The organism is Allosalinactinospora lopnorensis, from assembly GCF_000981225.1.
Lineage (GTDB): Bacteria > Actinomycetota > Actinomycetes > Streptosporangiales > Streptosporangiaceae > Allosalinactinospora > Allosalinactinospora lopnorensis.
On record NZ_LAJC01000018.1, the window covers coordinates 1 to 18,960 of the forward strand.

Below are 18,960 nucleotides of genomic sequence, written 5' to 3' on the forward strand. Positions count from 1 at the left end.
GGGGGAGCACCGAACGGGGCGTACCAGGGGTGCTTGCCCCGCCGGATCCGGACGGCGGAAGATTGTGGAAACGGCCGGCGCGCGGGCGAGGAGGACTCTACGATGACCCGTCGAAAGGGAGGAGGAGCGTCGATGCCCGCCACACTGGAGGATCGACCCGCGGCAGCGCCCCGGCACGGTGGACTGCGCGCGTGGGTCGAGCATCTCGACGTCCCCGAAGGCTTCCGAGCGGAGATCATCAGGGGGACCATCGTGATGTCACCTGTGCCGTCGTTCAAGCACGGCGATATCGTCCATCAGATCCAGGAGCAGTTGTCGGGGCGTCTCGACAATCGGATCGCACGGCAGATGTACGCGGTCGCCTCGCCGCTGGATCCTGACGACTACAGTGTCCCCGATCTGGCGATCGTGCCCGAAGAAGTGCGTCGCGAGGAAGGCTGGCTGGTACCCGCAGATGCCGTGGACCTCGTCGTCGAGGTGGTCTCCCCCACCAATGCGACCAATGACACCACTGTCAAGCCATTGGACTACGCAGAGTGGGGCATTCCGCAGTACCTGCTGGTCGACCCACGGACGGGCGCGATCCGGCTGCACTGGGATTCCGATGGACGCAAGTACCGCGCGCAGCAGAACATCGAGTTCGGCGAGCCCCTGACCCTGCAGGTTCCGCTCAAGGACATCGAGATCGACACCTCCGACTTCCCCCGCTACGAGAAGGAGAAGGGAAGGAAGAAGCCCTGACCCCTACTCACCGGTGATCTCGGCAACCTCCTCCGGGGTGGCCGGGTCCGGGGCGCCGTCGGGCAGGAGGGCGGCCTTGCGCAGCGCGCGTCCTACCGCGGGCCCCCAGGCCGGGCGAAGCCGGGCCGCCGCCAGCAGCGACGGGTCGCCGAGGATCTCCGGTACCGGCCCGACCCCGAGGAGCCCGCGGTCGAGCAGCAGGGCCCGGTCGGCCCAGCGGTAGGCCAGGTCGACGTCATGGGTCGACACCACGAGTGTGGTCCCCGCCGAACGCAGCCCCTCCAGAGTCTCCAGCAGCGACTCCACCCCGGCGGGGTCGAGCCCCGCGGTGGGTTCGTCCAGGATCAGCACCGACGGGCGCATCGCGACCGCCCCGGCCAGTACCACGCGTTTGCGCTGGCCGTAGGAGAGCAGGTGGGTCGGCTGGTCGGCGAGCGCGGTGATCCCGAGCGCCTCCAGCGCCCAGGCCACCCGTTCCCGCACCGCGCCGGTGTCCAGGCCCTGGTTCAGCGGGCCGAAGGAGACGTCCTGGGTGACGCTCGCGGAGAACAGCTGGTCGTCGGGGTCCTGGAAGACCAGCTGGACGCTGCGTCGCAGCTCTTCCAGGCCGCGCCGGTTCCACCGGACCTCCGCGCCGTCCAGGCGGACCGTTCCCGCCTGCGGGGCCAGGCTTCCGGACAGCAGCCGCAGCAGCGTCGTCTTCCCGCCGCCGTTGGGGCCGAGCACCGCCAGTACCTCCTCTCGCCGCACCTCCACGTCCAGCGCGTCGAAGACGGGCCCCGCCTCGGCCGCGTCGTAGCCGAAGCGGAGGCGGGACCCGGACAGGACGGCTGGGGCGTTACCAGTGGTGTCGGGTGGGGTCAAAGCAGGACTCCGTAGCCGAGGGCCGTCGAGGCGACGAGGAGGGGCGGGGCCGCGGCCGCGAGCACCTGCCCCGCCCGGAGGGGGAGGGACTCGACGAGGACCCTCAGATCGCCGGTGTAGCCGCGGCACTCCAGGCCGCGCTGCATTCGCCGCGCCCGGTCGTAGGACCGGATGAACAGGGTGGCGCCGAGAGCGCCCACCGAGCGGATCCACGCGCGCCGGGAGGTGTAGCCCAGCCGCCCCGCCTGCCCGAGCCCGATGCGGCGGGCGGTGTCGAGTGTGACGAACAGCATCCGGTAGATCAGCGCGATGATCTCGACCAGCGCGCTCGGCAGGCCGATCCGGGTCAGCCGGGGCAGCAGTTCGGCCAGCGGTGTGCTGAACGCGAACAGCAGTTGGCACAGCAGCGCCGCGGACGCCCGGCCGCAGATCTCCGCCGCCCGCTGCCAGCCGTCGGGATCCCAGGCCACGGCGCCGTCCGGACCGCCGACGCTGACCAGCAGGGTGACCGCCCCGGTGAGGATGAAGCCCAGCGGCACCCACGCCGCGCGGGCGAACGCGCGCGGTGGGACCCCGGCCGGGCCGAATGCCGCCGCGAGGACCACGGCCGCGGTGAGGGCGGCCCCCGGCCAGGCCGGCAGGGCGAGCGCGCAGACCAGCAGTCCACCGCAGAAGATCCCCTTGACGGCGGGGTGCAGCCGCCGCCACGGGCTGCGGTAGGCCGCCGCGTCGATGGCGAGCACGACCCCGGCCTGTCAGCGCTCTGCGGTTCCCGGGTCGTCCCGGGAGTCGTGCGCGGCCGAGTCGCCGTGGGCGCCGCTCGCCGCCGCGCTTTCGCGCTGCAGACGGCTGCGGGTGCGCGCGGCGCCGAAGAAGTAGCCGATGACACCCGCGCCGATGGCCGCCTGCAGGGCGAACAGCGCCGACTCGATCTCACCTGAAGGGGCCTCGTAGATCGGGTCCCACCACGGCTCGTAGTCCGGAGCGACCACCTCGATCGTCTCCTCGGCCTGGCCGTCGGCTCCCGAGAACGGTTCCGCCATGTGGTCCGCGGCGCCGATCGCCAGCGGCAGCACGGCGATGGCCGCGATAACGGCGACGATGGTCCAGGTGACCCAGGCCCGGGGCGTGGGGCCGGTCTGCTGCGGGATGATCCCCCCGCCGGACTGCTCCTGTGCGCGTGTCATCGCTCACACCGCCTTTCCGTCGGCCGGCTCGGTGGCCGCCGCGTCCGCGCGCAGTATCCCCAGGCGCAGCAGATCGCTGCGGCTCGCGGTGATCAGCAGCCGGACGATGACCACTGTGATCAGCCCTTCGATGATCGCCAGTGGGATCTGGGTCACCGAGAAGACGGCGCCGAACTTCGCGAACGCGCCGGGAACACCGCTCTGCGCGTCGGGAAAGGCCAGGGCGAGCTGCAGGCTGGTCACCGTGTACGTGCCCAGGCTGGCCAGTGAGGCGCCGCAGAACACGGCCAGCCCCAGCGAGGTCGTTTCGGGCAGCGCGCCGGTGAGGGCGCGGACCAGCCGGTAGACGCCGTAGGCGACCCACGGGCCCACGACCGCCATCGAGAAGACGTTGGCGCCGAGCGTGGTCAGGCCGCCGTGCGCCAGTAACAGGGCTTGGAATAACAGGGTGATCGTGCCGAGGGCCGCCATGACGGGCGGCCGGAACAGGATCGCCCCGAGGCCCACGCCGGTGGGGTGGGAGCAGCTGCCCGTCACCGACGGGATCTTCAGCGCCGACAGCACGAAGCAGAACGCCCCGGACGCTCCGAGCAGCAGTTTCGCGTCGGGATTGGCTCGGACGGCCTGTGTCAGGGAGCGGACGCCGTGGATGACGAAGGGGGCGGCAGCGGCGGTCCAGGCGGCCGCGTGCGCAGGGGGAAGGAAACCCTCGGCGATATGCATGAGTGGGGGACCAACTCTCCAGCACCTCGTGGACGGTCGTCGTGTGCCGTGGCCGGTCTCCTGGCTTGCGGGTCTTCGCCCTGACGCCTGCCTTCCCAGGGGCCGTCCGGGTGGACGCCTCCCCAGTGGCGTTGCCGCCGACCGCTGCCGTGCGGTAGCGGTAGACGGGGCGCCGGGCTACCCGTTCACAGTGGCGAGGGCCGCGCCGGTTTCGCGCCGGACTTCCCGATCACCACGGCTCTATGACGGTACGTCCGATGCAAGTCATTTGCAATAGTGGGCATAGTTCGAGGTCGGGAATGTACAGACGAGGGTGGGCAACGCCGCCCCACCCCCCTCGGCTCCCCGGGTGGGGCATGTACGCTGATCGGGCTCGTCGAACAATGGCGGACCGAGCCGCGCGGACGGTACGCGGGAGGGAGGCAGGCGTGTCCTGGCCCGTTGGGGCGGCACCGGTCGCCGTGACAGCGGCGTGCACGGGGTGCGGAGCCTGCCTGCTCACCTGTCCCGAGCACGCGATCAGGCCGCACGGCCGCCCGCTCGACATCCTCGTCGAGCTGTGCACGGGATGCCTGGAATGCCTGGAAGTCTGCCCCGCGGACGCCATCGTCATGGTCGACGACCGGGGCACACCGGGCACGCGCTGATGGGAGCGCGCCCGCGGGCGACGTCCGAGAGGGCCCATTGGCCGCACCAGGGGAGAACAGGGGGGATACGCACGTGAACCGCCAGGTCCATCCGATCGAGGTGGAGTCGTACCGCATTCTGCGCTCACGCGTCGACCTCTCCCACATGCCCCCTGTGAGCCGGGCCGTCGCCGAGCGCGTCGTCCACGCCAGCGCGGACCTGGAGTACGTCGACGACTTGGTCATCGACGACGACGCCGTGGCCAAGGCCGCTGAGCTGCTGGCCGGAGGCGCTCCCGTCGTCGCCGACGTCGCCATGGTCGCCTCCGGAATCACCGGACGCGACTGCGTCTGCCACATCGGGGACCAGCTCTCTGCCCGGCTGGCCCGGACCGCCGGCATCACCCGTTCCGCCGCCGCGATCCGCACGGCCCACTCCGAGGTCGGCCCCGGTGCGGTCTGGGTGGTCGGCTGCGCGCCGACAGCGTTGCAGGAGATCATCACCCGCAGGGTCGACCCGGCGCTGGTCATCGGTCTGCCCGTGGGGTTCGTGGGTGCCGCCGAATCCAAGGAGGCTCTGCGGGCCAGTGGGTTGCCCCAGGTCAGCAACGTCTCGGAGAAGGGCGGGTCCGCCGTGGCCGCGGCGGCGCTGAACGCCCTCCTCTACGGCCCGACCGAAGTCCCCGAACCGTGAGGAGCGACCATCCTCCCCCTCGCTCCGGAGCGCCCGCGTTGAACCACACCCTGAAAGGACTGGGATGAAACCCCCGCTTCTGCTGGTCGGACATGGAACCCGCGACGAGAAGGGCGTCGCCGACTTCATGTCGTTCGTCGGACGCCTGGAGCGCCGGTTCGACGACCGCGAAGTCGCCGGAGGTTCATCGAGCTGTCGCCGCCCCCGCTGACCGACGCCGTCGGCGAGCTGCACGGGAAGGGGCACAGGCGCCTGGTGGCGGTACCGATGATGCTGGTCGCGGCGGGGCACGCCAAGGGGGACATCCCGGGCGCCTGGCACGGGAGAAGGAGCGCTACGAGGGGTTCGGCTACGCCTACGGCCGTCCGCTCGGCCCGCACCCCACGATGCTCCGGCTGCTCGCCGAGCGTCTGGACGGCGTGCTGGACGCCCCCGCCGAGGAGCTGTCCGAGCAGGGGGACACCGCGGTCCTGCTGGTCGGGCGCGGCTCCACCGATCCCGACGCCAACGCCGAAGTGTGCAAGGCCGCCCGGCTGCTGCAGGAGGGCCACGCCAGGAAACGCGGAATCGCGTTCGTGGAGGCGGCGTTCATTTCGCTGGCCTGGCCGGGGGTGCCGGAAGGGCTTGAGCGTGTCCGCCGTCTCGGAGCGCGCCGGATCGTGGTGCTGCCCTACTTCCTCTTCTCCGGCGTGCTGCCGGATCGGGTGGTGGACCAGTCCATGTCGTTCGCCGCCGAGCACGGTGAGCTGGACGTCCGCTGCGCCCCGGTGATCGGCGACTGCGACGGCCTCGCCGACGTGATCGGCGAACGCTACGAGGAGGCCCTGGCCGGCGACATCCGGATGAACTGCGACACCTGCGTCTACCGTATCGCCATGCCCGGATTCGAGGACAAGGTCGGGGCGCCCCAGACCCCGCATCACCATCCTGATGACCCGACGCACGGGCACGGCCACGGGCACGGGCATTGACGGGCCCGACGCGGATCGCCTCCTCGGCGGAGAGCTAGGGTGCGACGGCGGGCAACAGGCGGACGAATGCCGTTGCGGACGGACTGTGTACAAGAGGAGCTACTCGATGCTGGCGGACACGCATGGCCCCGCGCCGGGCGTGTCGTCCCAGGACAGTGGGATCGATCTGCGCCACCACGGTGACGCCGAGACCGGTCCCGGCCTGCTGGACTTCGCGGTGAACGTGCGAACGGGGACTCCGCCCCAATGGCTGGCGGAGCGGATCTCCGCATCCGTCGCCGATCTCGCGGCCTACCCGGATCCGGCCCCCGCGCGCCGCGCTGTCGCCCGCAGGCACCGGTGCGATCCGGCCGGCGTCCTGCTCACCGCCGGTGCGGCGGAAGCGTTCGTGCTCCTGGCGCGGGTGCTGCGGCCGCGTCGGGCGGTCGTGCTCCATCCGCAGTTCACCGAGCCCGAGGCCGCACTGCGCGCCGCCGGGCACACTGTGGAGCGGGTGATCGAGCAGGGCGGATTCGCGCTCGACCCCTCTTCGGTCCCCCCGGACGCCGACCTGGTGATGGTGGGCAACCCCACCAACCCCACATCACTCCTGCACCCGGCGGACACCCTGGCCCGGCTGGCGCGTCCCGGCCGGATCCTGGTCGTCGACGAGGCGTTCGCCGACTGCGTCCCCGGTGAACCGGAGTCCGTCGCCGGGCGCACCGACCTCCCCGGTCTCGTCGTCCTGCGCAGTCTTACCAAGACCTGGGGGCTGGCGGGGCTGCGGGCGGGGTACCTGCTGGCCCCTCCGGACCTGGTCGCCCGCCTCGGGCGGGCGCAACCCCTGTGGTCGGTCTCGACGCCGGCGCTCGTGGCCACCGAGGCGTGCTGCGCGCCGGAGGCGGTCGCCGAAGCCGACACCTGGGCGCGCGACCTGTGCGTGGAACGCGCCGCCTTCGCCGACGCGCTGCGCGAGGCCGGGGCGGACGTGCTCCCCGGAGCGGCGGCCTCGTTCCTCCTCGTCAAGGTGGTGGAGGGAGAACGGATCCGGATCGGGCTGCGGGAACACGGGATCGCCGTCCGGCGCTGCGATACGTTTCCCGGTCTCGGACCCGACTGGTTACGTGTAGCGGTCCGGGACAGCGAGAGCAATAGGCGGATGACCCTGGCTCTGGCACAGTTGCTCTGAACCGGTTCGGGCGCTCGTTCGTTTGTGCCTGGTAAAGACGATTGGAGAGGGGATTGAGAAGGGGGCGAGGCGCGGGGCCGGATCCGGCGCCTGCTGAGCGGCCTTTCGGCCGAGGGGGAAGGTTATGTGGACACCAACGACGCCAGGGCGCGGGGCGGCACCGCTACCCCGCGGGACCGCGGCACGGACCGGTCGGTGGCCGGGCATGATGCTGGAGGTCTCCGATGAGCGGTGACGACCACCGTCGCGACTCGAGGTCCCAGGGCGGGGGAGAGGACCCGGACTCTCAGCACGCCGAAACCGCCCGACACAACGGGAAGCGCGGCCGCCGGTCGGCAGGGGAACCCGATCTGCTCTCGGGGCAGACCGGTGGGGGGCTCCTCGACGACCTGCCCGAAACCGGGCGGGGCGCCGGGCCGCTCGTCGCCCCGGAGAGGGAGCGCGGGCAGCATGACCGGTCCTCTGGCGGCCATGTCGCCGGTTCCGGTGACGCGGCGCCCGCACGGCCCAATCCCTTCCAGACCCCTCCGGATCCCACCGGCCCTCCGGCGCCGGCGTCTCCGGTGCGTTCCGTGTCCCCGGCCGCGGGCCCTCAGGAACCCGAACCAGAGCCCGAGCTGGAGCCGACCGCGGAACCCGCCCCAGAGCCGGAGCCGGAGCCGCCTCCGGAGCCCGAGCCCCCTTTCCACCAGCAGCCGGAGCAGGACACGGAACAGCCGTTGCAGCCGAACGTCATACCATTCCGCAGTGCCGGCCAGGGCCGCACTCACGTGTACACCGTCCCGCACGCGGACGGCACCGGCGGCGCCCACAGCACCGCCTCCGCTTCGGAGGGCGCTTCCGGGGAGCCGGAAACGGTCCCGGCGCCCGATGCGGCCGCCCATGCGACGGAGGACGTGCGGGACGGCGATGCGGAGGGGCGCGCCCGCGAAGCCGCGCCCGAGTGTCCCGACACGGAGCATCCTGGTGCGGTCCCGGCGGGCGGCCACCGCGTGCCGGAGGCTGATCCGCACGCCTACGGCCAGGCGGAGCGCGACGCCGTGTACCGCGTGATCCGGGAACGGCGCGACGTCCGCGTGGGGTTCCGCTCCGACCCGATCCCCGGCGAGGTGCTCACGCGCATCCTCTCCGCGGCCCACCAGGCACCGTCGGTCGGCTTCTCCCAGCCGTGGGACTTCGTCGTCATCGAGAGCGGCGACGTACGGTCCCAGGTGCAGGAGCTCGTCCAGCGCCAGCGCGAGGAGTACGCTCGGGCGCTGCCCGGCGCGCGGGCCCGCGCCTTCTCCGGCCTCAAGGTCGAGGCGATCCTCGACACCCCCGTCAACATCGTGGTCACGATGGACCCGACACGCGGCGGGCGGCACACCCTGGCCGGCACACCCAGCCCCGGATGTCCGGCTACTCCACCGCTCTGGCCGTGGAGAACCTGTGGCTGGCGGCCCGGGCCGAAGGGCTCGGCGTCGGGTGGGTGAGCTTCTTCCGGGAACGGGACCTCGCGCGGATCCTCGACCTTCCTCCGCACCTGGAGGTGGTGGCGTACCTGTGCGTCGGCTATGTTGACGACTTTCCCCCCGAGCCGGAGCTCAGCCTGGGCGGTTGGGCGAAGCGCCGCCCCCTGTCCTGGGCGGTGCACCGTGAGAACTACGGACGGCGGGGTCTACCGGGGGAAGAGCCGACAAGCCTGCTGGAGGAGACCATTGCCGCCATCGAACCGCTGCACCAGCGTGCGGTCAACGAGGCGAGGGACCGCCAGGAGCGGATGACCAAGCCCCCCGGTTCGCTGGGCGTCCTGGAGGAGGTCTCGGTCCGGCTGGCCGGTCTGGCGGGGGAGTGCCCGCCGCCCATCCCGGAGCCGGCGGCCGTGGCGGTCTTCGCCGGGGACCACGGGGTGCACGCCCAAGGGGTGACCTCCTGGCCCCAGGAGGTCACCTCCCAGATGGTGCACAACTTCCTTGACGGCGGCGCGGTCGTCAACGCCTTCGCCGAGCAGGTCGGGACCGAGGTCACCGTCGTCGACGTGGGAGTGGTCGCCGATCTGCCCAGTGTCGCCGGCCTGCTGCCGCGCAAGGTGGCGCGGGGGACGGCCGACTTCACCAAGGGCCCGGCGATGACCAGGACCCAGGTGGCCTACGCTCTTGAGGCCGGTATCGAGGTCGCCCGCGATCTGGTCTCAGCGGGTAACCGATGCCTGATCACCGGTGACATGGGGATCGCCAACACGACCCCCTCGGCGGCGCTCATCGCGGTGTTCACCGGTGCCGATCCGGCCGAGGTCACCGGGCGGGGCACCGGGTTGGACGACGCCGCGCACGAGCACAAGATCGAGGTCGTGCGCCGGGCGCTGGCGGTGAACGAGGTCGATCCCGCCGACCCGCGGGGCGTGCTGGCGGCGGTCGGCGGCCTGGAGCACGCCGCGCTCGCCGGGTTCATCCTCGGCGCGTCCGCCGCGGGTGTACCGGTGCTGCTCGACGGTGTGATCGCCGGCGCGGCCGCGCTGGCGGCCGCGGCCCTGGAACCCGGGTCGATGAACGCCTGCTTCGCCGGCCACCGCTCCGCCGAGCCGGGGCATTCGGCGGCGCTGCAGCATTTGGGGCTGCGTCCGCTCGTCGACCTGGAACTTCGGCTGGGTGAGGGATCGGGCGCCCTGTTGGCGCTGCCCTTGCTGCAGGCGTCGGTGCGCGCGCTCCGCGATGTCGCCACGTTCGACTCCGCGGGCGTCTCCGGACACACGTGACTGGCGGGGCGGCGCATCCGGTGTCGGTCGTGCCGCGCCTCGGGACATCGCGGTTAGGGTCGTATTCGGTGACGGAATGCACAGGACACGCCTATACGGGGCGAAACGCGGTTTGGCACGGTATTTTTTGGGCATCCATGCCTCCCGCTTCAGTGTCGAACGCGGGAACGGAACGAACAGCGTGGCCGAGTGCCGGGCGAGGGCGTGACCGGAGAACGGGACGCGAGGTGGCGGACCGGTGCCGTCGAGGCTGCGGAAACCACACGGTCACGCCAGGGCTCTGACGCAAGGCCATGATCTGCAGATCTGGAGGACTACCTCGGTGACGTATCTTCTTGGCTTGCGCATGGACGGTCGCGACGCCCTTGTCGTCGGGGGCGGCCGCGTGGCCCAGCGCAGGGTTCCGGTACTGCTCGAAGCGGGAGCACGCGTCACCGTCATCGCTCCGGAGGCCACGGCGACGCTTGAGGATCTCGCCGATGCGGGGCGCATCACCTGGCACCGCCGCGGCTTCGAGAGCGGAGACGTGCGCGAGGGCCGCATCGGCGACTTCTGGCTCGTACACGCCGCCACCGACGTCCCCGAGGTCAACGCCGCCGTCGCCGATGAGGCGGAGGCCGCCCGGCTGTGGTGCGTCCGTGCTGACAACCGGCACGCCTCCAGCGCTTGGACACCCGCCAGCGGCGGCGCCGCCGGCATCACCGTCGGCGTCATCGCCGACGGCGACCCCCGCCGTGCCGCCGGTCTGCGCGACACCATCGCCGACGGGCTTTCCGACGGCACGCTCGACGCGCGTCGGGGACGCGAACCGCTGCGGGGCGTGGCGCTGGTGGGCGGCGGCCCGGGCGATCCCGGCCTGATCACGGTGCGCGGTCGCCAGTTGCTGTCGCAGGCCGACGTCGTCGTGGTGGACCGGCTCGCCCCCACCTCCCTGCTCGATCAGCTTCCCAGCGATGTCGAGATCGTCGATGCCGCCAAGATCCCCTATGGTCGCTCCATGAGCCAGGACGACATCAACGGGCTCTTGGTGGAGCGCGCCCGTGCGGGCGAGTTCGTCGTCCGCCTCAAGGGCGGTGACTCTTTCCTGTTCGGGCGCGGCGGGGAGGAAGCCGCGGCCTGCGCGGCAGCGGGCGTCCCGGTTACCGTCGTGCCCGGGGTGACCAGCGCCTTTTCCGCGCCGGCGAGTGCGGGGATCCCGGTCAGCCACCGCGGGGTCGCCCAGGATGTGCACGTGGTCTCCGCGCATGTCGCTCCGGAGGACGAGCGTTCCACCGTCGACTGGGCGGGAATCGCCCGGTCCGAAGGCACCATCGTGGTGCTGATGGGCGTGGAGCGCATTGGCGCCATCGCCGGCGCGCTGATCGAACACGGCCGCTCCGCGCGGACTCCGGTCGCCGCCGTCCAGGACGCTACGCTGCCTACCCAACGGACGGTGGTCGCGACCCTGGAAACGGCCGCCCGGGTAATGGGTGCGGAAGGGGTCCGGCCTCCCGCCGTTATGGTCATCGGTGAAGTGGTCAATGTAGCCGGGGAACTTGACATACTGCACGAGGGGCATCATGGCGACGATCCCGTGGCACGATCGGGTGGGCCTGCATCCCCGAGGGAAGATCGGGTGTTGTGACCTCGAACAACGATGAGAAGGACGGAACCGCGATGACCCGGCCGCCTGCTGCGCCGGAAGTGACAGGGACAGGCGAGACAGAGCCGGACGGGGCCGACCGGGCCGCCCCCGGTACCGCGGACACTCCGCGGGGGCACGGCGGCCGGTCCGGTCCTGAGCACACCTCTGACCAGTGGTCCGCCGGGAAGCACGGGACAGATCGGCACGGACGCCCCCGCGACGACACCGCCCTTGGCGGCGTGGTTCCCCCGAGCAGGGCGAAGCACCGTGGAGCGGTGACCAACGACGCCCGCTTCGAAAAGGCCCTGGAGGCACTGCGGACCCGGATCCGCGGCATCGAGTTCTCCGAGGGGCTTCCCGGGGCGACCGAAGGCAAGGCCGCGCGCAAGGACGTGCTGAACCAGCTCGACGAGTACATCCTGCCGCGAGTACGCCGTCCCGACGTCCCGCTGCTGGTGGCCGTCGCCGGTTCGACGGGCGCCGGTAAGTCCACCCTGGTCAACAGCCTTGTCGGGGAGCAGGTGACGACCACCGGTGTGCGTCGCCCCACGACCAACAGCCCGGTCCTCGCCTGCAATCCCGCCGATGTCGACTGGTTCAGCGAGGCCTCCTTCCTGCCGACGCTGCCGCGTGTGCGCCAGCAGGGCCTGGCCATGCCGGGGAAGGACGGCATGCTCGTGCTGGCCGCCAGCGAGTGCATGCCCGAGGGGGTGGCGCTGCTCGACACCCCCGACGTCGACTCGGCGGTCGCCGCGCACCACGAGTTCGCCGCGAAGTTCCTCGACGCCGCCGACCTGTGGGTCTTCGTCACCACCAGCAGACGCTACGCCGACGCCCGCGTCTGGGAGTTCCTGCAGGTCGCCCGGGACCGCAATACCTCACTGGCGGTCGTGCTGTCACGTGTGCCGCGGCGCGGGCGCGTCCAGCTCCTCGATCATTTCGGGGCGATGCTGGAGGCCAACGGCCTCGGCAGCGCCACCCGTTTCGCCATCCCCGAGACCGACCAGATCGCGGGGGAGCGCTTCACCGCCAACACGGCCGACGACATCCGCTCCTACCTGGCCGATGTCGCCGGCGACCTCGCACAGCGCGACCGCGTGTCGCGCCGTACCTTCATCGGTGTAATCGACAGCTTCCGCACCCGCGTCCCCGAGCTCACCAAGCAGGTGGAGGTGCAGGTGGAGATCGGCCGGACGCTCGGTTCGTCCGTTGAGTCCGCCTACGCCTCGGCGTTTGAACGCGCCATCGAAACCGTTGGCAACGGCTCGCTGCTGAGCGGCAACCTTCTCGCCCGCTGGCAGGACATCGCGGCCAGCGGCGAACTGGTCCGCACGATGCGGCTGCGCAGCAGGCGCAAGACCGAGGACACCGAGGAGGCGACCCCCGCGGGGCCCTTCGATCAGGCCATCCAGGCGATGCGGCTGCGCAGCAGGCGCAGGGCCGAGGCCGCCGAAGAGGCCGCCGCCCGGGTGCGGGCCCTGGAGCAGGCCATCCACGATGCCCTGGAGGCGCTGGTGGTCTCGGTGGCGGAATACGCCGCCGACGACGTCATGGCGAGCTGGGACACCATCCCCGGGGCGCGCGCCCTGACCGGACACATCGGCGGCCCGCAGTGGCCCGAGGATTTCGGGCGCCGCGTACGCGAGGCGATCACCGAGTGGCAGACCAGTGTGCAGGAGATGATCTCCGCCGACGGCGCCACCAAACGCTCGGTGGCGCGCGTGGTGACCATCGACAAGGAGGCGCTCGCCCTCGTCCTGATCATCGAGCTCCTGGGGTATGGGTCCACGGAAGCCGCGTCGGGGCGCCAGTCCGCTCCACCGCCCCGGCGGCTGCTCAAGGGGCTCTTCGGCTCCGAGTCGCTGCGTAGCATTGGCACTGAGGCTCAAGAGGACCTGCACAGGCGCATCAGCAGCCTGCTCGATGAGGAGAAGGCGCGTTTCAACGACGCGTTGGCCGCCGCGAAGCTCCCTGGTGAGGCCGATGCCGTCCAGCTCTACCAGGCAACATACAACCTTGAGATTGTGCGATGACGACTCAGCGGCATACCCCGGAGGCGGACGAGGAACGGCCCGTTTCGGCGGCCCGGGTGGACACGCCGGGCCCCGACACCGGCGGCGTTCGCGACCCGGGGTCCGCAGAGCGCAGGTCCGCCGGGGAAGACCCCGAGCGGTCCGCTCCGAACGCGGCGGAGGACCGGGAATCAGCGGGAAGCGAGCCCGCCCGGAGGGCGGAAGAATGGGAGGGCTACGTGATTCCCTCGTCCGCGCAGGCAGGTGCGGACGGAGAGTCGGACTCACCCGGCGAGGCGGCATCGGCGCCTGAGACACCGGCGTGGGTGACCGGAGGCCACCAGGCGCTTATGACGCCGGGTGGACTCCGCCCGCCGGTAGTGCCCGGTCGCCTAATCCCTCTGAGAGCGCCGGCACGGACTCCGCCCCCGGCGACCCCCAGGCCACTGAAGAGGAAGCCGCAGGGGACACGCCTCAGGCACAGGAAAGCGGTACCCAACCGCGCGGCGACGCGGGCGGGGAAGGCGCCGGGACTGAGAGGCCCAGCGCCTACCCGGCGCCGCACCGTGCCGCGAAACCGCAGGAGGGCGAGGGGGCCGAGCCGGAGCGGTCCCGCCGGCCCGGCGACCGCGCGGGCGCGGCGGCCGAGACGCCGGCGCGCGGTGGGAGGCACGCGAAACCCTCCCGCTCCGTCAGTGACGATCCCGATGACCTCGCGGACTGGGTCGGCAGTCTGGCCGACGCCGTGGACGAGGAGGCCGTGATCGCCGGGCGGCATACGGCCTCGCAGACCGCGGCGCACGGGTCGTCGGTCATCGAGCCGGAGGGACCTGCTGACGACGAACCGGCCACTGGTGACGCCGAGGAGGAGGTCGGCTGGGCGCCGCGGATCTCCGAGGACGACGACCCCGACGAGTACCGCCCCTCGACCGCCGAGCCGTGGCAGCCCATGCCGGCGACGACACGGGCCGAGCTGATCACGCGGCTCGACAACCTGGCGACACTCGTGGAGCTGGGCAGGGACGACTTCGAGTCCGAGCTGATCGAGCGCGCGCGGGGCCTCCTGGTGCACGCCGGAGCCCGGCTGCGGCTGTCCGGCGAGCACACGGTGGTCGCGCTCGCGGGCGGCACCGGCAGCGGCAAGTCATCGCTCTTCAATGCGCTGTGCGGACTGGAGTTCTCCCGAGTCGGGGTCACACGCCCCACGACGTCATCGGCGCACGCCTGCGTGTGGGGCAACGAGGGCGCCGACGATCTCCTGGAGTGGCTCGGGGTCCCGCCGCGCTACCGCCATTCCAGGGTCAGCGAGCTCGACAAGGGCGCTTCGGAGCTGAACGGGCTGATCCTGCTCGATCTGCCCGACCACGACTCGGTGCGGGCCGTTCACATGGAGGAGTCCGACCGGCTGATCAGCACCGCCGATCTGGTGGTGTGGATACTCGATCCGCAGAAGTACGCCGACGCCGCGGTCCATCACCGCTACCTCGCCGAAATGGCCGGGCACGGAGCGGTCATGGTGGCCGTTCTGAACCAGATCGACCGGGTCGAGCCGGAGGAGCTGGAGGAGCTTCTGACGGACCTGCGCCGGCTGCTGGAGACCGAATCCGGTGTGCATCCGCGGATGCTCACCACGTCCACGCTCACCGGCCAGGGGCTGCGCGGATTGCGCGATCTGCTGACCGAGACCGTCACCGAGCGCCGTGTTTTGATCGACCGGCTGGTCGCCGACCTGGACCAGGTCGTCAGCGGGTTCGAGCGGTACCGCGCGTCCGAGCGGCCCGTGGTACAGGTGCCCGACGACGCCCGCCGGAGACTGGCGAACGATCTGGTGGAGGCCTGCGGGGTCGCGGGTATCGCCGGTGCCACCGGAACCGCATACCAGCGTCGAGGGCAGCGGTGCGTGGGCTGGCCGGTGTCCCAGTGGACGCGCAGGCTGTGGCGCGACCCGCTGCGCGCGGTGCAGCTGGACTTCCTGCGCGAGGGATCGGAGGACAGCCCGAACGGCCTGGTCGGCGTCCAGTTGCCGGAGGTGGAGACCGCCATCGCCGAGGTCGCCGATCGCGTCGGTGGTTCGCTGCCGGCCCCGTGGCCCCGGCGGATGCGGGCGGCGGCGCGGAGCAATGTGACCGAACTGCCCGGCGAACTCGGGAGCACGATCGCCCAGACGGTCCCCGGCTCCGTGGACACCCCCTCGTGGTGGCAGACGGTGCGGGTGGTGCAGTACCTGCTGGCCGCGGTGGCCGGCGCCGGGCTGGCCTGGTTCGGCACCGCGTTGGTCAGCTGGCTCGGTGGCGGTATGACAGGGGTCCCCCTTCTGGACGATTTCGTCTACATCGGCTACGCCGCCGCCGTGGTCGTGGCGACGCTGGCCGCGGGCAAGCTGACCGATATCGGATGCCAGAACCTGGTGGAGGTCGACGCGGCGCAACGGCGGGAGCAGGTGGAGCAGCAGAGCGTCGAACGGGTCCGCTCCCTGACCGATGAACGGGTCGTGGCCCCTCTGGAGGAGGAGTTGAAGCGGTACCGCTTCTACAACGCGGCCCTTAACGCGGCCCTGGCGAAGCCGGCCTGACTCGCGACCGCCGCGGCGGGCGACGAACGCGGGGATCGGGGTGCGGGCCCGGCTCGCACCCCGATCCCTTGTCCGCAGCGGTCCGGCTCCGTCGGCGCCAGGGCTTACCGAGCCGCCCGTTGCCGAAGCGGCGACCGGGGACCCGGTTTCCCCGTGCGCGAGGTACCGGGAGAACCTCCGGCCGCTCCTTCTTGCTGTCCCCGACGCCCCTGGAGCCCCTCCGTCCCGGCGTAGGGCGCCTTCCCGCGTCCGGCTGCCCGGAGACGCTGCCGCCCTCCTGCCTCCACCGGACTGCGGTGAGGTCAATGTTCGGTTTTCCCCCGACGCTACACAAGCGGCGATTAAGGTGTTACTGAACGTAATTTCACCTTGGCTCTCCAGCACTGTTCCATGGAAGCGGTGAGAGGCCGGTGAAAGGAACCGACCGACGTGAGCCGGATCGGGTTCCGGGGCACGAGTGAGGGGGCGAAGTGGCGGTAACCCGGCGAGCCGTTACCGATCGTCGACGATCCTGGATCCGGGGCCTGCGGGGCCGGCCGGTACTTCCCCGGCCGCGGCTCCTGGTCTGCTTCATGGGCCTGGTGCTGACCTGCGACCTGCTGTCCGTCGTCCTGACGTGGTGGATCACTCCGGCTCGCCTAGCAGAGATCGCCACCTTCGGGGCGCTGGTGCTGTGCGCCGTGATCTGCGTGGAGGCCATGCGGCGCCTCGGACCCCCGACCAGACTGGCCCGTGACCTGCTCGGAGCCTGGTGGCTGCCGGCGATCCTGCTTCTTCCCCCACTGTACTCGCTGCTTATCCCGGTCCCGCTCTTCCTGCTTCTGCAGCTCCGGATCCGGCGCAGAGCGGTGCACCGGCGGATCTTCGAAGCGGCCTCGATCGCACTGTCGGGATTCGTCTCGTCCTGGGTCTTCCACGGCCTTCTCGCCGGCGACGCCGCCCGGGCCGTCGAGGGTCCGGTCATGGTGGCCGACGGGACGCTGGTCGCCGCCCCGGGGCTGTTCTACGCTCTGTCGTGCTGCGCGCTGTTCACCCTGCTGAAGACGGCTATCGTAGCGATCGCGGTGCGCCTGAGCTCGCCGGAGACCCCGTGGCGGCGCCTGCTGTGGGATCGCGAGACTCTCGTGCTCGACAGCGTGGAGCTGTGCGTCGGGTTGACGGTCGCCATCCTGGCCGGCCTTTCCGTGGCTCTGCTGCTCATCGCCCTGCCCCCGGTGGTGCTGCTGCAGCGCAGCCTGCTGTTCCAGCAGCTGCAGACGGCCGCGCGCACCGATTCCAAGACCGGGCTGCTCAACGCTGCGACCTGGGAGCAGGAGGCCGGGGTACAGCTCGCGCGCGCTCTCCAGGCGCGGCGCTCCGTGGCGGTGCTCATCATCGACATCGACCACTTCAAGCAGGTCAACGACACCTACGGGCACGTGTTCGGCGACCAGGTGCTGCTCGGGGTGGCCAACACCCTCACCCACCACCTGCGCCAGTCCGATGTGCTGGGCCGCTTCGGCGGGGAGGAGTTCGTGGTCCTGCTACCCGGAGCCGACATGGCCGAGGCATGCCGCGTGGCCGAACGGCTGCGCTCGCGGGTGGGGCGTATGAGGCTGATGGCCGGCGAGAACAGCGTCACCATCACGATCTCGATCGGGGTGGCGCTGCTCCGGGTGCACGGAGATGACGTGATCGAGCTTGTCGGCTCCGCCGATCTCGCCCTCTACCGGGCCAAGGGGGCCGGGCGCAACCGGGTGTGCCTCCCGTTCACGGGACCCTGGGCGATTCCCGGCGGGACACGCGGCGGCCGGGTGGCGTCCGGCCGCGAAGGGTGAACACCTGAGGTTTTGGTGCCGCGCACTCGTCCACAGGCGGAGACTCCCGATTGCCGGTGCGGCGGTGCGCGGCGCACGGTGAAGGCATGGTCACCGAACACGCCTCCGGTCCGGTCTCACCCACGTTCACCCTCGGCGAGCCCGCCGAGATCATCGCCGTCATCCCCTACCTTCTCGGCTACCACCCCACCGACATGCTGGTAGTCCTCGGTCTCCACGGGCCGGCGGCCCGGGTACGCATCACCTTCCGCTGCGATCTCGCCGCCGACGCGCCGGAGCACGCCACAGAGCTGGCCGAGCAGGTCACCGGCACTCTGAGCGCTGAGGGGTGCGACGCCGCCCTGGCCGTCGCGTACGGTCCGGCGGCCCGGGCGACTCCCTGCGTGGACGCACTGCGGGCGCGCGCCGGCGAGGCCGGGGTCGCCCTGCGCGAGGCGCTCCGCTTCACGGACGGCCGCTACTGGTCCTACCTGTGTTCCGCCCCGGCGTGCTGCCCCGCCGAGGGCGTCCCCGTCGACACCAGCCGCTCGCCCGTCACGGCCGCGGCCGTGCTCAGCGGATTCACCGCCTGGCGCGACCGCGACCAGGTCCGGCGGTTCCTCGCTCCTGTGGAAGGCGCGGACCGCCTGCGTATGAGACAGGCCACGGAGGAGGCGGAAAGGCGCGGCGGACAGCTGCGGGAGAAGCGGGCGGACGCCGGAGGGCGCGACGCCTTCGGAACCGCGTTCCGGATCGAGGGGGTCCGTACGGTGCGCGAGACGATCACGGCCGCGCTCCGCGGGGAACTCCCCGACGATCCGGACCGGATCGCGTGGCTGGGCGTACTGCTCACCTCCGTGCGGGTGCGCGACGAGGCATGGGCGCGGATCAGCTCCGACACCGGCGCGACGCGGTCGGTGCGCACGTGCGCCTGTGGCGGCAGCTCCTGCGGCACGTCGAACCCGCCTACGTGGCGGCCCCGGGCTCCCTGCTCGCCGTGGCGGCCTGGCGCAGCGGCGACCGCGCACTCGCCGAAGCCGCACTGGACGAGGTCGCCAAGACGGCCCCCGACTACTCGATGGCCGGGCTGATCCGTCAGGGACTGAGGTCGGGGATCTCACTGGACGACTGTTGCGACCTCACTCCGGAATGGCTTGAGGAGGTCTGGCCGGTCGCCGATGCGCGGACGGGAGAGAAGCGGGCGCCGTGACTGTCCGAGGCACCGGTGATGACGTCCTAGGCTGGAGA

17 protein-coding genes, 1 pseudogene and 1 riboswitch are annotated in these 18,960 nt (G+C 71.6%); of the genes and pseudogenes, 14 read left to right on the forward strand and 4 right to left on the reverse strand.

What is annotated here, in order from left to right; genetic code table 11:
- Window positions 1–132 precede the first annotated feature (132 nt).
- Window positions 133–741 (forward strand): Uma2 family endonuclease, encoded by a 609-nt coding sequence (locus tag VS93_RS08825; protein WP_052745623.1) that lies wholly within the window; start codon window positions 133–135, stop codon window positions 739–741.
- A 3-nt stretch (window positions 742–744) separates the two neighbouring features.
- On the opposite strand, the gene VS93_RS08830 is transcribed toward VS93_RS08825, so the two are convergent.
- From VS93_RS08830 to VS93_RS08845, 4 genes are read right to left on the reverse strand one after another with little or no spacing between them, the layout of a single operon-like run.
- On the reverse strand, window positions 745–1,605 hold the full coding sequence (locus VS93_RS08830) for an energy-coupling factor ABC transporter ATP-binding protein (RefSeq protein WP_046469496.1): 861 nt from the start codon (window positions 1,603–1,605) through the stop codon (window positions 745–747).
- On the reverse strand, window positions 1,602–2,348 hold the full coding sequence (cbiQ, locus tag VS93_RS08835; protein WP_046469497.1) for a cobalt ECF transporter T component CbiQ: 747 nt from the start codon (window positions 2,346–2,348) through the stop codon (window positions 1,602–1,604). Before cbiQ ends, VS93_RS08830 begins: the two co-directional genes overlap by 4 nt.
- Before the next feature lie 12 nt (window positions 2,349–2,360).
- Window positions 2,361–2,792, reverse strand: a complete 432-nt coding sequence (locus tag VS93_RS08840; RefSeq protein ID WP_082126740.1) for an energy-coupling factor ABC transporter substrate-binding protein — start codon at window positions 2,790–2,792, stop codon at window positions 2,361–2,363.
- Window positions 2,793–2,795: 3 nt separating this feature from the next.
- Window positions 2,796–3,515, reverse strand: a complete 720-nt coding sequence (locus VS93_RS08845) for an energy-coupling factor ABC transporter permease (protein WP_046469498.1) — start codon at window positions 3,513–3,515, stop codon at window positions 2,796–2,798.
- Window positions 3,516–3,548: 33 nt separating this feature from the next.
- Window positions 3,549–3,767, reverse strand: a riboswitch (cobalamin riboswitch).
- A 176-nt stretch (window positions 3,768–3,943) separates the two neighbouring features.
- Between VS93_RS08845 and VS93_RS08850 the strand changes: the two genes are divergently transcribed.
- The 13 genes and pseudogenes from VS93_RS08850 (at window position 3,944) to VS93_RS33320 (ending at window position 18,922) form a co-directional block, all read left to right on the forward strand.
- Window positions 3,944–4,162, forward strand: coding sequence for a DUF362 domain-containing protein (locus VS93_RS08850; RefSeq protein ID WP_046469499.1), 219 nt, complete (start codon window positions 3,944–3,946; stop codon window positions 4,160–4,162).
- 73 nt (window positions 4,163–4,235) lie between these two features.
- Window positions 4,236–4,835 (forward strand): precorrin-8X methylmutase, encoded by a 600-nt coding sequence (locus VS93_RS08855; RefSeq protein ID WP_046469500.1) that lies wholly within the window; start codon window positions 4,236–4,238, stop codon window positions 4,833–4,835.
- A gap of 64 nt (window positions 4,836–4,899) precedes the next feature.
- The gene (locus VS93_RS31290) at window positions 4,900–5,046 is read left to right on the forward strand and encodes a sirohydrochlorin chelatase (protein WP_236700428.1); all 147 of its coding nucleotides are present in this window, start codon (window positions 4,900–4,902) and stop codon (window positions 5,044–5,046) included.
- A 175-nt stretch (window positions 5,047–5,221) separates the two neighbouring features.
- A complete protein-coding gene (locus VS93_RS31300) occupies window positions 5,222–5,806 on the forward strand; it encodes a CbiX/SirB N-terminal domain-containing protein (RefSeq protein ID WP_236700429.1) in 585 nt (194 codons plus the stop codon).
- A gap of 106 nt (window positions 5,807–5,912) precedes the next feature.
- Window positions 5,913–6,974, forward strand: a complete 1,062-nt coding sequence (gene cobC / locus VS93_RS08865) for an Rv2231c family pyridoxal phosphate-dependent protein CobC (RefSeq protein WP_046469501.1) — start codon at window positions 5,913–5,915, stop codon at window positions 6,972–6,974.
- Window positions 6,975–7,198: 224 nt separating this feature from the next.
- Window positions 7,199–8,446 (forward strand): nitroreductase family protein, encoded by a 1,248-nt coding sequence (locus VS93_RS33700; protein ID WP_449353791.1) that lies wholly within the window; start codon window positions 7,199–7,201, stop codon window positions 8,444–8,446.
- On the forward strand, window positions 8,365–9,708 hold the full coding sequence (gene cobT, locus VS93_RS33705) for a nicotinate-nucleotide--dimethylbenzimidazole phosphoribosyltransferase (protein ID WP_449353792.1): 1,344 nt from the start codon (window positions 8,365–8,367) through the stop codon (window positions 9,706–9,708). The genes VS93_RS33700 and cobT overlap by 82 nt, the downstream gene beginning before the upstream one ends.
- 322 nt (window positions 9,709–10,030) lie before the next feature.
- A complete protein-coding gene (gene cobA / locus VS93_RS08875) occupies window positions 10,031–11,332 on the forward strand; it encodes a uroporphyrinogen-III C-methyltransferase (RefSeq protein WP_046469502.1) in 1,302 nt (433 codons plus the stop codon).
- 32 nt (window positions 11,333–11,364) lie between these two features.
- Window positions 11,365–13,365, forward strand: a complete 2,001-nt coding sequence (locus VS93_RS08880) for a GTPase (RefSeq protein ID WP_046469544.1) — start codon at window positions 11,365–11,367, stop codon at window positions 13,363–13,365.
- A gap of 301 nt (window positions 13,366–13,666) precedes the next feature.
- Window positions 13,667–15,916 (forward strand): GTPase, encoded by a 2,250-nt coding sequence (locus VS93_RS32875; protein WP_082126741.1) that lies wholly within the window; start codon window positions 13,667–13,669, stop codon window positions 15,914–15,916.
- A 470-nt stretch (window positions 15,917–16,386) separates the two neighbouring features.
- Window positions 16,387–17,733: a GGDEF domain-containing protein gene (locus VS93_RS08890; RefSeq protein WP_046469503.1), complete on the forward strand. Its 1,347-nt coding sequence runs from the start codon at window positions 16,387–16,389 to the stop codon at window positions 17,731–17,733.
- Between the two features lie 86 nt (window positions 17,734–17,819).
- Window positions 17,820–18,596 (forward strand): annotated as a pseudogene (locus tag VS93_RS08895) (DUF4192 domain-containing protein); the annotation flags it as partial.
- Window positions 18,590–18,922, forward strand: a complete 333-nt coding sequence (locus tag VS93_RS33320) for a DUF4192 family protein (protein WP_394298805.1) — start codon at window positions 18,590–18,592, stop codon at window positions 18,920–18,922. The pseudogene VS93_RS08895 and the gene VS93_RS33320, both read left to right, overlap by 7 nt.
- Window positions 18,923–18,960: the final 38 nt, after the last annotated feature.

Excerpts from the sequence above, each read along its gene's own strand:
- VS93_RS08825 (WP_052745623.1), top strand. The coding sequence starts at position 133 with ATGCCCGCCACACTGGAGGATCGACCCGCGGCAGCGCCCCGGCACGGT.
- VS93_RS08840 (WP_082126740.1), bottom strand. The coding sequence starts at position 2,792 with ATGACACGCGCACAGGAGCAGTCCGGCGGGGGGATCATCCCGCAGCAG.
- VS93_RS08845 (WP_046469498.1), bottom strand. The coding sequence starts at position 3,515 with ATGCATATCGCCGAGGGTTTCCTTCCCCCTGCGCACGCGGCCGCCTGG.
- VS93_RS31290 (WP_236700428.1), top strand. The coding sequence starts at position 4,900 with ATGAAACCCCCGCTTCTGCTGGTCGGACATGGAACCCGCGACGAGAAG.
- VS93_RS31300 (WP_236700429.1), top strand. The coding sequence starts at position 5,222 with ATGCTCCGGCTGCTCGCCGAGCGTCTGGACGGCGTGCTGGACGCCCCC.
- cobC (WP_046469501.1), top strand. The coding sequence starts at position 5,913 with ATGCTGGCGGACACGCATGGCCCCGCGCCGGGCGTGTCGTCCCAGGAC.
- VS93_RS33700 (WP_449353791.1), top strand. The coding sequence starts at position 7,199 with ATGAGCGGTGACGACCACCGTCGCGACTCGAGGTCCCAGGGCGGGGGA.
- cobT (WP_449353792.1), top strand. The coding sequence starts at position 8,365 with ATGTCCGGCTACTCCACCGCTCTGGCCGTGGAGAACCTGTGGCTGGCG.
- VS93_RS08880 (WP_046469544.1), top strand. The coding sequence starts at position 11,365 with ATGACCCGGCCGCCTGCTGCGCCGGAAGTGACAGGGACAGGCGAGACA.
- VS93_RS33320 (WP_394298805.1), top strand. The coding sequence starts at position 18,590 with ATGGGCGCGGATCAGCTCCGACACCGGCGCGACGCGGTCGGTGCGCAC.